The following is a 13,297-nucleotide window of genomic DNA, read 5'->3' on the forward strand; positions in this document are numbered from 1 at the left end:
CTATCGCCCGTACAGGCGGGCCCAATTCTCCCGGCTGGTCAGCTGCGGCGCGGCCTCGCGATACCGCAGGGACACCGCGGGGGTCTCCTGCTTCAGGGCCTGCAGCGCACGCATACCGCGCCGGAGCAGTGCGACGGCCCGCTTCTTGTCCCGCTTGCGCACGCGGACACCTTCCTGGGAGGCGTCCGTGACGACGGCGTGCGAGAACAGCGAGACGTGCCACCAGTGCGCGTCCGACGACGGGACCGCGACCGGATGGGCCGGGAGGCGGCCCCGCCACTGGTTGAGGGCGCGTTTGGCGAGCACCGCCCACTCGAGGCTCTTGCGCGGGTGCGGGCCGGCCGGGGTGATGAACATGTCGGCCGGACGCAGGCCCGGCACGTTGTTCGCGTTGTGGCGGATGGTCTCGCCGTATTCCGCGCGCTCACGCCGGATGGCGGCCGCGGCCTCCATGCCGCCGTCGTGCAGGAATTCGGGTCCGCGCAGGAAGTCCTCGACGGCCTTGAGCAGGGTGAAGGCCATGCCGTACTGCATGGAGACGAGGTAGCGGAACAGATCGGTCCGCAGCTGCGCGGCGAGTGCCTTGCCGTCGAGTTCGGTGTGCAGCGCGGCGGTGATCATGGCGTTGCGGAGGTTGAAGTAGCGGTGCCACTCGTCCCAGTCCTTCCACGCGAAGTCCGCGTGCCACACCGCGGCGCCGGGCAGCGTGACGGTCGCGACGCCGTTCGCCCGCGAGCGGTAGCCGTACTCGATGTCGTCCCACTGGAAGAACAAGGGCAGCGGGTAGCCGACCTTGTCGACGACCTCGGACGGGATCAGGCAGGACCACCACCCGTTGTAGCCGGCGTCGACCCGGATGTCCTGCTGCTTCTTCAGCGTGCTCTTGTCCGCGAGCGCGTTCTTCACCTCGAGGCCGGCCTGCAGGCGCTGCAGGTCGGCGACCTCGGCGCCGACGTGGACCCGGTCGGGGTGCAGCAGGTACAGCATCTGTGCGCCGACGATGGCGGGTTCGACGGTGCAGTTCGCGAACATGTTGAGCCGGACCACGGCTTCCGGTTCGCACAGGACGTCGTCGTCCATGAACACGATGTTGGCGCCGGGGTTGCGCGCCGACCCGGTGACCTCGTACAGGCCGCGGGTGAATCCGCCGGCGCCACCCAGGTTGGGCTGCGTGATGTAGACGAGCTTGTCGCCGAGCTCGGATGCGACGCGCCGGAACTCCTCCCGGGTCTCGACACGGTCGTTGCCCTGATCGATCACATACACCGACTGCACGTCGGCCAGCGCGATCGGGTCGTCCGCCATCGCGGCCAGCGTCGCCGCGCAGTCGTCGGCGCGGTTGAAGGTGCAGATGACCACTGCCGCCGGCCGCAGCGTCTTCGGAGCCGGCACCGTCCACCGGGCGTTGGCCACTGTCAGTTCGCCGGAGCCGGTCGAGATCCGGGCGAACAGGGCACCGCCGTCGACGAACCGGTCGACGGGCGTGGACACCGTCACCGTCGTGGGCGTGCCGTTCGACGACACGGCTGTCGTGGCGACGATCCGTCGCCGGCCGCGGGCATCGGTGGCGACCAGCTCGAGGCGGCCGTCCCCGTCGACCTCGGCGACGAACGCGACCTCGGTGACCGCGGTCCAGCGCTGCCAGTAGCTGGCGGGGAATCTGCCGAAGTAGGTGTCCGTTTCGATACGGCTCCGTCGGCCGAGACGCACGCGGGTCCGCTCACGGTCCACGGTCCCCTTGACGGTGACGTACATGTCGTCGCTGACCAGCGGAGACGGCCCCGCGAACAGTGCTCGCTGAGCGGTCTGCCGGGCTGCAGGGCGCTCCGGGACGGACGAACCGTCGGCTGCGGTGCCGACCCCTCCCGTCGGTTCGATCGCAGCGAATTCGGCCTTGTCCATCCGTCGAAACACCTTTCGGAACCTTGCTGCCCCCCAGGACACAACTCGCCCCAGGCTACCAACGGGCCGCAGACCGTCGGACCTTGCCGCGGATCTGCTGCGCGCCCGGCCGGCCGGCCGGGAGCACACCCCCGTTATCCTTGGCCTCTGCCAACCCCCTGCCGACCTCTGGAGCACATGTGACGTCCGCCGTCGAGCCCGCGACGCGGCGGCAGCGCCGGATGGGCGGTGTCGCAGTGACTGCGATGGTGACGGCCACCTACCTGGTGATCCTGACGGCCGACGATCGGTGGTTCTACACCGACGACACCGAATCGGGCGCGGTACCGAACTGGATCTTCCTGGGCCGGATCCTGCGGACCGGACAGTTGCCGAGTCTCGTACCCGAACAGTGGATGGCCGGGAACTACCCGGTCGAGGGACAGGGCGGTCTCTGGAATCCGCCACAGTTGCTCGTCAACCTGCTCGCACCGTCGGTCGACAACATGGTGCTGCTCGCGACGGGCGTGAAGTGGGCGTTCTCCGTCGTCCTGGCGCTGGGCGTGTACCGGATCTGCCTGGAGTACGGTGCTCGCGCGCCGTGGGCGGCGGTGGCCGGCGCCGCTGTCCCCTTCACCGGGTTCGCACTCTTCTACGACCAGGCGACCTGGGTCACGGCCCTCACCGGATCGGCCTGGCTGGCCCAGGCGTGGGCGAGTTCGCTGCGCTACCTGCGCGGCCGCTCCGGTCCCCTGCCGGCCTTCGCATTCCTGTACCTCGCGATCAGCGTCGGCTACGTCTTTCCCGCCCTCGTCGCCGGGATCCTCACCGGCTGCCTCGTGATCGGCGAACGGATCCATCGGCACTCGTGGCGGCCGTCGCTGCGACTGGCGGTCGTCGCGGGCTGTGCCGCCGCGGGCGGGCTCATCACCTATCTGCCCGGGGTGCTGTCGAGCTCCGTCACCTGGCGCTCGGATCAGGGTTTCCAGAACGACAACTTCCTCACGGCGCCCTGGTCGGACACCCTCAACTCCGGCATCCCCTCGGCACTGCCCGGCATCGAGGCCTGGTTCGGGGAGGTGCAGCCGTTCCCCGTGACCTACATCGCCTGGTTCGTCGTCCCGGCGCTCGCCTTCGTGGACTGGAAGACCGTGCACCGGTCCGCACGCAGCCTGGCCGGCGCGCTGATCTTCCTCGTCGCCATGCTGATGGCGACGGCGGGACCCAGCGTGATGGGGCCGCTGCGCTGGCCGGCGCGACTGCTGCCGATGGTCGCCCTCGCGACGCTGGTGGTGGTGTGCGTGCTGCTCAGCCGCCACGGCACACTCCGCGGCATCCGGGTCCGCGCGGGCGCGGCGGCCACACTGGTGCTGTTGATGACGCTGCGCTCCGGGTCCTCGTCCCCCGAGTTCATGAATCGGCACCTGCTGTGGGCAGGTGCCGTCCTCCTCGTCGGGGCCGTCGTGCTGTGGGCCGCGCTCCGCGCCGGTGAGCGGGCGGTTGCGACGATCCTGATGCTCTCGGCACTGCCCGTCGTGTACTTCCAGGTGGCGTCGACGACACCGCACCCGCTCGCCTGGGATCTGCCCGCCCGGCAGTCGGTCGCGAAGGCGAACTTCCCGGACCGGCCGGGCACCACGCTGCAGCTCGCCGACCGCGAACTGGTGCTCTCGTGGACGGCGAACCCGGAGGGCGTCTACCGCTCCCTGGTGTTCGGCAACTTCGCCAAGTCCCTCGACGAGACCTACGTCAACGCCTACACCCCCATCGGCTTCGAGGAATTCGCCTTCCACCTGTGCATGCGGCACGACGGTTCGAGCTGTGCGGACGCGTTCGCCGCTGCCTTCGCCACCGAGCCGAGTACCGACCGCACGTATGTGGACCTGATGCTCGTGGATCGGGTCGTGCTGCAGCGCCGGCAGTATCCGGACGCCGACTCGGAGCCGGCGCCGCCCGGCTGGCGCTGGGTGCAGTCGCCGCCCGGGTCCGCGGACGCCGTGGACGCGGTGATCCTCGAACGGATCGACGGACCGGTCAGCGGCCGGAACGGACGCATCTCCTTCACCGAGGGAGTCACCGCGACCACGGTGGCCGAGGACTACGCGACGAGCCGGATCCGTGTCGATTCGGCGGACGGCGGACGCGTCGTCCTCGCCCGGCTGAACTGGCCCGGCTACACGGTCATGCTGGACGGCCGGTCGCTGGAGCCGCGGTCGGTGGACGAGATGTTCCTCGCGGTGGACATCCCCGCCGGCACCGAGGCGGGGGATCTCGTCGTGAGCTGGACCCCGCCGGGACAGGGGGTCGGATTCGCCGGACTGGGCCTCGGCCTCGCCGGTGCCGCGACGATGCAACTGCTGTATCTGCGAGACCGGCGGAAGGCCCGGCGGGAACGTCCGGACGAGACCGCAGTGCCCGTGGCGGCCGCGACCGTGAGCTGAAACTACGGGTGAGCTGAAACGACGGGGAGCTGGAACTACCGGGGGCTGAGACGCGACCGGAACAGGGTGTAGAACAGCCGCCGCTGAAGTGCCGCGAGTTCGGCGCGGCGATTTCCCTGCCACACATCGGCCGCCCGGAGCCCGCCGGGCAGTTGTCCGGCCACCCATCGGTGGTAGGCCTTCGCCTGCCGGGCCTGCTCGGCGACAAGGGCCACGCTCCACTGACCGGCACTGACCCGGAACCCGCCGACGACCTGCCGGAGGGCATACAGATCGCCGTGGAACAGCACCTTCGTGTAGGAGGCCATGTCGATGAGGTAGGGGAAGCGACCGTCCCATCCGCCGGCCCGTTCGAGAGCGTCGCGCCGCATCGTCACGCACATCGGCTCACCGAAGACATTGGTGCCCAGCCGCACCGTGCGCCGGATCGCCTCCGCACCCGGCACCAGGCCCGACAGTCCCTGGAGCCCGCGTCCGCCGATCATCTTCGTGCCGCGCGCGTCGAGGATGTCCCGCCGCGACGCCACCGCCACCGCCGACGGGTGCGCATCCAGCGCCGCCACCTGCGCGGCGAGGGCACCCGGATAGAGCAAGTCGTCGCCGCACACCAGCTTGACGTACTCGCCCGTGGCCTCGGCCGTCACGCGCTGCCAGTTCCGGGGCGCACCACCGCCCGCGGGGGTCGACAACAGGGTCACGCGTCGATCGTCGGCGTACTTGCCGAGCAGGTCGGCGGTGCCGTCGGTGGAACTGTGGTCGGCGACGATCAGCTCGAAATCCCCGAAGTCCTGCCCGAGCACGGACTCGACCGTCGCCTCGATGTACGGCGCGTTGTTGTAGGCCGGAATCACGACGGAGAGTTTCGGCCTCGTCACTGCTGCTCATCCCGTTCTCGAAGGGGCCGGCGCGGGGCGGGCCGGTGGACGGCGCCACCGTACATCGGCACCGCCCGCACCCGAAAACAGCCCCGTCCGGCGTATACACTCCCGACTTGTGAGCAGCGACGACGGGGCGGGGACGGGCACGCCACACCGCGTGTCGATCGTCGTGCCGGTCTACCAGGGCGAACACACCCTGGGCGAGCTGCTCGAGCAGATCCTTCCGTGGACCGAGGTCACCCTGACGCCCGGCGGCCGTCCCATGGTGGTCGAGGAGGTCCTGCTCGTCCACGACAACGGCCCCGATGATTCGGCTCGCGTCATCCGGGAACTGTCCGCGAAGTACCCGTTCGTCGCGGGGGTGTGGCTCAGCCGGAACTTCGGCCAGCATCCAGCGACGCTCGCGGGCATGGCGTCGAGCGGCGGCGAGTGGATCGTCACCCTCGACGAGGACGGCCAGCACGACCCGGCCGCCATCGGCGGCCTGCTCGACACCGCGCTCGACGAGGGTGCGACCGTCGTGTACGCGAAGCCGACGAACGCGGCACCGCACGGCGCGCTGCGGAACGTGGCGTCCAGGGGATCCAAGTGGTTCCTGGCCCGGGTGCTGTCCGTCTCCGACAGCCCCGACTATCAGAGTTTCCGTCTGGTGCTGGGCGAGGTGGGACGGTCCCTCGCCGCTTACGCGGGTTCGGAGGCCTATCTCGACGTCGCGCTGGGGTGGATCGCGGGGAAGGTGAGCACGAGCCCGGTCGCACTGCGCGAGGAACAGGGACGGGCGTCCGGCTACCGGCTGCGCACCCTGCTGTCGCACTTCTGGCGGATGGTGCTGTCGAGCGGAACCAAGGGCCTGCGGATGGTGAGCCTGCTGGGCGTGGTCCTGGCCGTCGGCGGTCTCCTGTGGGCGGCGTGGGTGCTGGTCTCCTACCTGTTCCTCGGCAACCGCTTCCCGGTGCAGGGCTGGGCTTCGACGACGGTCATCCTGCTGCTGGGATTCGGTGCCGTCCTGTTCTCCCTCGGGGTCATCGCCGAGTACGTCGGGGTGGCGGTGAAGACGGCGATGGGCAAACCGCCGTATCTGATCGTCAGCGATCCCGGCTCCGGCCCGCTGGGCCGCACCCAGCGGTATCCCGACCTCGAATCCTTCCGGAGGGGGTAACCGTGCCGGCGCCGACGTGGGTCGTCGGAAGCGGTGGACTGCTCGGTTCGTGGGTGACCCGGGAGTTGCGTCGCCGCGACGTCCCGGTGGCGACGAGCGTGGTGCCGTGGGACGAGCCGGAGCACGCCCGCACCGTGCTGCTGGCCGATGCGGACCGGTTCGTCCGCGGCGCCGGGGGCGGGCCGTGGCGGGTCGCGTGGTGCGCCGGCGCCGGCGTGAACGGTACGACGTCGGAGGCCTTCGCGGCCGAGAACGCCCTGCTGCGCGACGTGCTCGACGGACTCGCACACGCGTCCGGCGGCAGCGCCGAGCGCGGGACGGTGTTCCACGCCTCGTCGGCGGGTGGGGTGTACGCGGCCGCGCCGGGCGCTCCGCACTCCGAGTACAGTCCCACGGCCCCGCTCGGTCTGTACGGACACGCCAAGCTGGCCGCCGAGGCCGTCGTCACGGATTTCGCGCGTGAGACGGGCGCGACCGCGGTAATCGGGCGCTTCGCGAACCTGTACGGCCCGGGTCAGAATCTCGCCAAGCCGCAGGGTCTCGTCTCCCACCTGTGCCGCGGGTATCTCACGGGGACGCCGGTCTCGATCTACGTCTCGATGGACACCCTGCGGGACTACCTGTTCGTCTCCGATGCGGGCGAGATGGTGGCCGACGCCCTCGCCCGGGCGGAGGCCGAACCGGGCGGAGTGAGCACCAAGATCTTCGCGTCGGGCCGGTCGGTGACGATCGGCGCGATCCTGGGCGCCTGCCGGACCGTCTTCCGTCGTCGCCCCAACGTGGTGCTGGCGTCGTCGCCGCTCGCGTCGGTGCAGGGCCGGGACCTGCGGTTACGGTCGGTGGTGTGGCCGGAGCTGGACCGTCGCAGTCATCGGCCGCTGCCGGCCGGTATCGCCGCGACGCTGGAGGCGACCCGGCGCGCCATGGGTCAGTCGGCCCGGCCGAGTGTGCGCTCGCCGGAGCGGGCATAGGCCTGTTCGGTCGCGCCCTTCTGCGGCCGCCACCAGTGCTCGTGGGTGCGGTACCAGTCGATCGTCGCGGCCAGGCCCTCGCGGAAGTCGCGGTAGCGCGGCTGCCAGCCGAGTTCGGTGCGCAGCCGGGTCGCGTCGATCGCGTAGCGCAGATCGTGGCCGGGCCGGTCGGTGACGAAGTCGAAGTCGCCGCGGTCCCTGCCGCACAACTCCAGGACGGTCTCGACGACGGTGCGGTTGTCGGTCTCCCCGTCCGCGCCGATCAGGTAGGTCTGCCCGATCTCGCCCTTGTCGATGATCGTCCACACCGCCCGGTTGTGGTCGTCGACGTGGATCCAGTCCCGCACGTTCGCCCCGGTGCCGTACAGCTTCGGCCGCACCCCGTCGAGGACGTTGGTGATCTGCCGCGGGATGAACTTCTCCACGTGCTGGTACGGGCCGTAGTTGTTCGAGCAGTTCGAGATCGTCGCCGCCACCCCGAACGAGCGCACCCACGCCCGCACCAGCAGATCCGAGCCGGCCTTGGTCGAGGAGTACGGGCTCGACGGGTTGTAGGCGGTGGCCTCGGTGAACCGTGCCGGATCGTCGAGGTCGAGGTCGCCGTACACCTCGTCGGTGGAGATGTGGTGGTAGCGCACCGCATGCCGGCGCACCGCCTCGAGCAGGGTGAACGTGCCGATCAGGTTGGTCTGCACGAACGGCGACGGATCGGCCAGGGAGTTGTCGTTGTGCGATTCGGCGGCGAAGTGCACCACCAGGTCCGACTCGGCCACCAGCGCGTCCACCAGGTCGGCGTCGGCGACGTCGCCGCGGACGAAGCGGATCTGCTCGGCGACCGGGTCGAGGGAGGCGAGGTTGCCGGCATAGGTGAGCTTGTCGAGCACCGTGACCTGCGCGTCGGGGCGTTCCGCGACGGTCTGGTGGACGAAGTTCGCACCGATGAAACCGGCACCGCCGGTGACGAGCAGCCGCATGCGGCAACCCTACCGGCGGTGCGTTCGTTGGTCCGCGTCCACCCCGGATGGGAGACTGCCCGTCATGCGCGGAATCATTCTCGCCGGCGGCACCGGGTCCCGACTGCATCCGATCACCCTGGGAGTGAGCAAGCAGCTCGTGCCGGTCTACGACAAGCCGATGATCTACTACCCGCTCTCGACGCTCATGCTCGCCGGGATCCGCGACATCCTGATCATCACCACCGCCGAGGACGCCCCGCAGTTCCATCGGCTGCTCGGCGACGGGTCGCGCTACGGGGTGAACCTGACCTACCGCGTCCAGCCGGAACCGAACGGCCTCGCCCAGGCGTTCGTTCTCGGCGCCGAGCACATCGGCAGCGGCAGCGTCGCCCTGGTCCTCGGCGACAACATCTTCTACGGTCCTCGCCTGGGCACCCAGCTCACCCGCTTCGCCGACCTCGACGGCGGGGCGGTGTTCGCCTACCGCGTCTCCGACCCCAGCGCCTACGGCGTCATCGAATTCGACTCCGACGGCCGGGCCCTGTCGCTCGAGGAGAAACCCGCCACCCCCAAGTCGAACTTCGCGGTGCCCGGACTGTACTTCTACGACAACGACGTCGTCGCCGTCGCCCGCGACCTGCGCCCGTCGGACCGCGGCGAATACGAGATCACCGACATCAACCGCACCTACCTCGAGGCCGGCCGCCTCCAGGTCGAAGTCCTCCCCCGCGGCACCGCCTGGCTCGACACCGGCACCTTCGACTCGCTGCTCGACGCCGGCAACTACGTCCGTACCATCGAACAACGCCAGGGCCTGAAGATCGGCGCCCCCGAGGAGGTCGCGTGGCGACGCGGCTTCATCACCGACGACGAGCTGCGCGCCCTGGCCGCGCCGCTGGTCAAATCCGGCTACGGCAGCTACCTGCTCGACCTGCTCGACCGGGAAGGACACTGACGGTGCACTACCGCGAACTGAAGATCCCCGGCGCCTTCGAGATCACCCCCCGCCAGTTCGGCGACGACCGCGGCGTGTTCTACGAGTGGTTCAAACAACCCACCTTCGCCGACGCCGCCGGCCGCCCGCTCGACCTGGCCCAGGCCAACTGCTCGGTCTCCGCCGCCGGGGTGCTGCGCGGCATCCACTACGCCGACGTCCCGCCCGGACAGGCCAAGTACGTCACCTGCGTCGCCGGCGCGGTCCTCGACGTCGCCGTCGACCTGCGCATCGGCTCCCCCACCTTCGGCCAGTGGGACGCGGTCCTGCTCGACGACGTCGACCGCCGCGCCCTCTACCTCACCGAAGGCCTCGGCCACGCCTTCTGCTCCCTCGCCGACGGCTCCACCGTCGTCTACCTGTGCTCGACCACCTACAACCCCGACCGCGAGCACGAGATCGACCCCTTCGACCCGCAGATCGGCATCGACTGGCCCACCACCGGCCGCGACGGGACACCCCTGCACTACGAACTCTCCGACAAGGACAAGGCCGCACCGTCGCTCGCCGACGTGGTCGCCGCCGGGTCGCTGCCGCGGTACCTCGGGTGAGCGCGCAGCCGGTGTCCTCCCCCGATCCCGTCACCGAACCCGCCGGCGCACCCGGTGGGATGACGGGGGCGCCTGGTCCGCTCATGCGCCTGTTCAAGAACCAGGCCGTGGCGTTCCTGCTGGTGGGGGCGTTCAACACCGCGCTGGGCACCGCGTGGTTCGTCGTGTGGCAGCTCGCCGTCGGCGACACCCTCGGCTACCACTTCGCGATCGTGGCGGGCTACGCCTCCAACGTGCTGTGTGCCTTCTCCACCTATCGCTATCTGGTGTTCCGGGTGCGCGGTCACTTCCTGCGCGACCTGTGGCGGTTCGTGACGGTCAACCTGAGCGCATTCCTGCTGAACCTCGCCCTCATGACCGTGGCCGTCTCGGCGCTCGGGTTCCCGCCGATTCCGTCGCAGATCGTGATCACCGTCGTCACCGCGACGGCGAGCTTCTTCGGCTACCGGGACTTCTCCTTCCGTCGCGCCAGGCACGGCTGAACGCCGCCCCGAGGGGACGCATCGTTCCGCCTCGGAGCCGAGCGAGAAGTTCGCTCGCCTCGCCTCAGCGCAGGCGGAAGATCACGGCGCGCTGCACCACGAAGTTGATGACGGTGGCCGTGCCCTGCGCGACGACGAACGCCAGCGGCACGCGCCACCACTCGTCGGGCAGCGCGTCGTACAGCACGTAGTTGATGCCGACCTGGACGGCGTAGGTGATCGCGTACAGGATCACCACCGCGACGAACCGGGCCCGGCTGGGCTCGGCCTTGAAGGTCCAGCGCCGGTTGATCAGGTACGCGGTGGTGGTGCCGGCGACGAACGACAGCGACTTCGCGACATTGACGTGCAGCCCCACGGCGAGCAGCAGCACGTAGAGGCCGAAGTCGACGATCGCGGACAGCCCGCCGGTGAGGACGAACCGCACGATCTGCGTCTTCAGATCGAGCGCCTCGTCCGCGGTGCTGTCGGTGACGGGGATCTCCACCGGCAGGGGGGCATGATGCTCCGGCTGCTTCTGCCAGTGCGGGTGCTGCGGATGCTCGGACACGGGCGACAGCCTATGCGAGCGGCGCGAGCGTCCCCGCTGCGCGGCGGAGCGCAGCCGGACGCTTCCGGCAATCCGGATGCCGGGACTCCGGGCGTCACCGACGCCGGGACTCCGGGCGTCACCGGCGGCACACTCTCGCCGCTGCGACCGGCGGGTAACCTGTACGGCGATGTCCACGACAGCTGCAGAGCCGGCCGCCGCGCCGCTCCCCACCCAGACCCGCACTCTGACCGGCTGGGGGCGCACCGCCCCGACCACCGCGGAAGTGCTGTCCACTCCCGACGTCGAGGTGATCGCGCAGGCGGTCGCCCGGGTCGCGGAGCAGAACGAGTCCAAGCCGTCGCACCTGCGCCGCGGTGTCATCGCCCGCGGTCTCGGCCGCTCGTACGGTGACCCGGCGCAGAACGCGGGCGGGCTCGTCGTCGACATGACGGCGCTGGACCGGATCCACACGATCGACCGCGAATCGCGGCTGGTCACCGTGGACGCAGGCGTCGACCTGGACCAGTTGATGCGCGCAGCGCTGCCGTTCGGTCTGTGGGTCCCGGTGCTGCCGGGCACCCGGCAGGTGACCGTGGGCGGTGCCATCGGCGCGGACATCCACGGCAAGAACCATCACAGCGCGGGCAGCTTCGGCAACCACGTCCGGTCGATGGACCTGCTCACCGCGGACGGCCAGGTGCGCACCCTCACCCCCAACGGACGCAATTCCAAGCTGTTCTGGGCGACGGTCGGCGGCATGGGCCTGACCGGCATCATCCTGCGCGCCACCATCGAGATGACGCCCACCGAGACGGCGTACTTCATCGCCGACGGCGTGGTCACCAGCACCCTCGACGAGACGATCGCCGTGCACAGCGACGGCTCCGAGGCGAACTACGACTACTCGAGCGCCTGGTTCGACGCGGTCGCGCCGCTGCCGAAACTCGGCCGGGCCGCGATCTCGCGCGGTTCGCTGGCCAAGCTCGACCAGCTGCCGAAGAAGCTGCAGAGAAACCCACTGAAGTTCGACGCGCCGACGCTGCTGACGTTCCCGGACATCTTCCCGAACGGCCTGGCCAACAAGTACACCTTCAGCGCCGTGGGCGAGCTGTGGTACCGCAAGTCCGGCAACTACACGGGCAAGGTCCAGAACCTGACGCAGTTCTACCACCCGCTCGACATGTTCGGGGAGTGGAACCGCGCCTACGGCTCGAACGGGTTCCTGCAGTACCAGTTCGTGGTGCCGACCGAGGCGGTCGAGGAGTTCAAGAAGATCATCGTCGACATCCAGCGCTCGGGGCACTACTCGTTCCTCAACGTGTTCAAGCTGTTCGGGGAGGGCAACAAGGCGCCGCTGAGCTTCCCGATGCGCGGCTGGAACATCTGCGTCGACTTCCCCATCAAGGCGGGACTCAACGAGTTCGTCCGCGAACTCGACCGCCGCGTCCTCGAGTTCGGCGGCCGCCTCTACACCGCGAAAGACTCGCGCACCTCCGCCGAGACGTTCCACGCGATGTACCCGCGCATCGGCGAATGGATCAAGATCCGCCGCTCGGTCGACCCCACCAATGTGTTCGCCTCCGATATGTCCAGAAGGTTGGAACTCCACTGATGATCAACGCCGTCGGCAACCCCCAGACCCTGCTGCTCCTCGGTGGCACGTCCGAGATCGGCCTCGCCATCGTCGAGGAGTACCTGCGCAAGGCGCCGGCCCGGGTGATCCTCGCCGCCCTGCCGAACGACCCCCTGCGCGACGACGCCGTCGCGCAGATGAAGGGCGCGGGGGCCACCAAGGTCGACTTGATCGACTTCGACGCCCTCGACACCGCCCACCACCCGGAAGTGATCGCTCGGGCCTGGGACCTCGCCGGGAACGGTCGCTCCGCAGGCTCCGCTCCCGCCGGGAACGGTCGCTCCGCAGGCTCCGCTCCCGCCGGCGACGTCGACGTCGCGATCGTCGCGTTCGGCATGGACGCCGACGCCGAGGAGCTGTGGCAGAACCAGACCAAGGCCATCCGGGTCGCGGAGATCAACTACACCGCGGCCGTGTCGGTCGGTGTGCTGCTTGGCGAGAAGATGAAGGCGCAGGGCTACGGACGCATCATCGCGATGTCCTCCGTCGCCGGTGAGCGGGTCAAGCGCGCCAACTTCGTGTACGGCTCCGCGAAGGCCGGGCTCGACGGCTTCTACCTGGGTCTCGGCGAGGCCTTGGCGCCGTTCGGTCCGCGGGTGACGGTGGTGCGTCCCGGACAGGTGCGCACCAAGTTCAGCGCCCACGTCGAGGAAGCCCCGCTGACGGTCGACAAGGAGGACGTCGCCGCGCTGGCCGTCGCCGCGTCCGCGAAGGGCAAGGAGATCGTCTGGGCTCCGGGCGCCTTCCGGTACGTGATGATGGTGCTGCGGCACGTCCCGCGCGCGATCTTCCGGAAGCTGCCGATCTAGGCTGCGGGGG

The 13,297-nt window shown here is 69.8% G+C and carries 12 protein-coding genes; 8 read left to right on the plus strand and 4 right to left on the minus strand.

What is annotated here, in order from left to right; all coding sequences use genetic code 11:
• Positions 1 to 1,902 (minus strand): glycosyltransferase, encoded by a 1,902-nt coding sequence (locus QYS60_RS25010; protein WP_371384567.1) that lies wholly within the window; start codon positions 1,900 to 1,902, stop codon positions 1 to 3.
• 179 nt (positions 1,903 to 2,081) lie between these two features.
• Here QYS60_RS25010 and QYS60_RS25015 point away from each other — a divergent pair, with 179 nt between their 5' ends.
• Positions 2,082 to 4,322: a hypothetical protein gene (locus QYS60_RS25015; protein ID WP_289378956.1), complete on the plus strand. Its 2,241-nt coding sequence runs from the start codon at positions 2,082 to 2,084 to the stop codon at positions 4,320 to 4,322.
• Positions 4,323 to 4,357: 35 nt separating this feature from the next.
• Here the strand turns inward: QYS60_RS25015 and QYS60_RS25020 are convergent, their stop codons facing one another.
• Positions 4,358 to 5,197, minus strand: coding sequence for a glycosyltransferase family 2 protein (locus QYS60_RS25020; protein ID WP_371384568.1), 840 nt, complete (start codon positions 5,195 to 5,197; stop codon positions 4,358 to 4,360).
• A gap of 160 nt (positions 5,198 to 5,357) precedes the next feature.
• On the opposite strand from QYS60_RS25020, the gene QYS60_RS25025 reads away from it, so the two are divergent.
• Both QYS60_RS25025 and QYS60_RS25030 read left to right on the plus strand, forming a co-directional pair.
• On the plus strand, positions 5,358 to 6,359 hold the full coding sequence (locus QYS60_RS25025) for a glycosyltransferase (protein WP_054372850.1): 1,002 nt from the start codon (positions 5,358 to 5,360) through the stop codon (positions 6,357 to 6,359).
• A gap of 2 nt (positions 6,360 to 6,361) precedes the next feature.
• Positions 6,362 to 7,330, plus strand: coding sequence for an NAD-dependent epimerase/dehydratase family protein (locus QYS60_RS25030; RefSeq protein ID WP_371384569.1), 969 nt, complete (start codon positions 6,362 to 6,364; stop codon positions 7,328 to 7,330).
• On the opposite strand, the gene rfbB is transcribed toward QYS60_RS25030, so the two are convergent.
• Positions 7,288 to 8,304 (minus strand): dTDP-glucose 4,6-dehydratase, encoded by a 1,017-nt coding sequence (rfbB, locus tag QYS60_RS25035; protein ID WP_371384571.1) that lies wholly within the window; start codon positions 8,302 to 8,304, stop codon positions 7,288 to 7,290. The genes QYS60_RS25030 and rfbB overlap by 43 nt on opposite strands.
• Before the next feature lie 64 nt (positions 8,305 to 8,368).
• Between rfbB and rfbA the strand changes: the two genes are divergently transcribed.
• Genes rfbA through QYS60_RS25050 form a run of 3 tightly spaced genes read left to right on the plus strand, consistent with a single transcriptional unit; the run spans position 8,369 to position 10,313 of the window.
• Positions 8,369 to 9,241 (plus strand): glucose-1-phosphate thymidylyltransferase RfbA, encoded by an 873-nt coding sequence (gene rfbA, locus QYS60_RS25040; protein WP_054372857.1) that lies wholly within the window; start codon positions 8,369 to 8,371, stop codon positions 9,239 to 9,241.
• Between the two features lie 2 nt (positions 9,242 to 9,243).
• Positions 9,244 to 9,831: a dTDP-4-dehydrorhamnose 3,5-epimerase gene (gene rfbC, locus QYS60_RS25045; RefSeq protein ID WP_054372859.1), complete on the plus strand. Its 588-nt coding sequence runs from the start codon at positions 9,244 to 9,246 to the stop codon at positions 9,829 to 9,831.
• Positions 9,828 to 10,313: a GtrA family protein gene (locus tag QYS60_RS25050; RefSeq protein WP_003937139.1), complete on the plus strand. Its 486-nt coding sequence runs from the start codon at positions 9,828 to 9,830 to the stop codon at positions 10,311 to 10,313. Before rfbC ends, QYS60_RS25050 begins: the two co-directional genes overlap by 4 nt.
• Before the next feature lie 64 nt (positions 10,314 to 10,377).
• On the opposite strand, the gene QYS60_RS25055 is transcribed toward QYS60_RS25050, so the two are convergent.
• Positions 10,378 to 10,863 carry a GtrA family protein gene (locus QYS60_RS25055; RefSeq protein ID WP_371384572.1) on the minus strand — a complete coding sequence of 162 codons (486 nt, stop codon included), beginning with the start codon at positions 10,861 to 10,863 and terminating at the stop codon, positions 10,378 to 10,380.
• Positions 10,864 to 11,032: 169 nt separating this feature from the next.
• On the opposite strand from QYS60_RS25055, the gene QYS60_RS25060 reads away from it, so the two are divergent.
• Together QYS60_RS25060 and QYS60_RS25065 are read left to right on the plus strand one after the other, a co-directional pair.
• The gene (locus QYS60_RS25060; protein WP_371384573.1) at positions 11,033 to 12,457 is read left to right on the plus strand and encodes an FAD-binding protein; all 1,425 of its coding nucleotides are present in this window, start codon (positions 11,033 to 11,035) and stop codon (positions 12,455 to 12,457) included.
• The gene (locus tag QYS60_RS25065; RefSeq protein WP_371384574.1) at positions 12,457 to 13,287 is read left to right on the plus strand and encodes a decaprenylphospho-beta-D-erythro-pentofuranosid-2-ulose 2-reductase; all 831 of its coding nucleotides are present in this window, start codon (positions 12,457 to 12,459) and stop codon (positions 13,285 to 13,287) included. Before QYS60_RS25060 ends, QYS60_RS25065 begins: the two co-directional genes overlap by 1 nt.
• Positions 13,288 to 13,297 lie beyond the last annotated feature (10 nt).

The organism is Rhodococcus sp. GXMU-t2271 (assembly GCF_041414735.1).
Lineage (GTDB): Bacteria > Actinomycetota > Actinomycetes > Mycobacteriales > Mycobacteriaceae > Rhodococcus > Rhodococcus indonesiensis.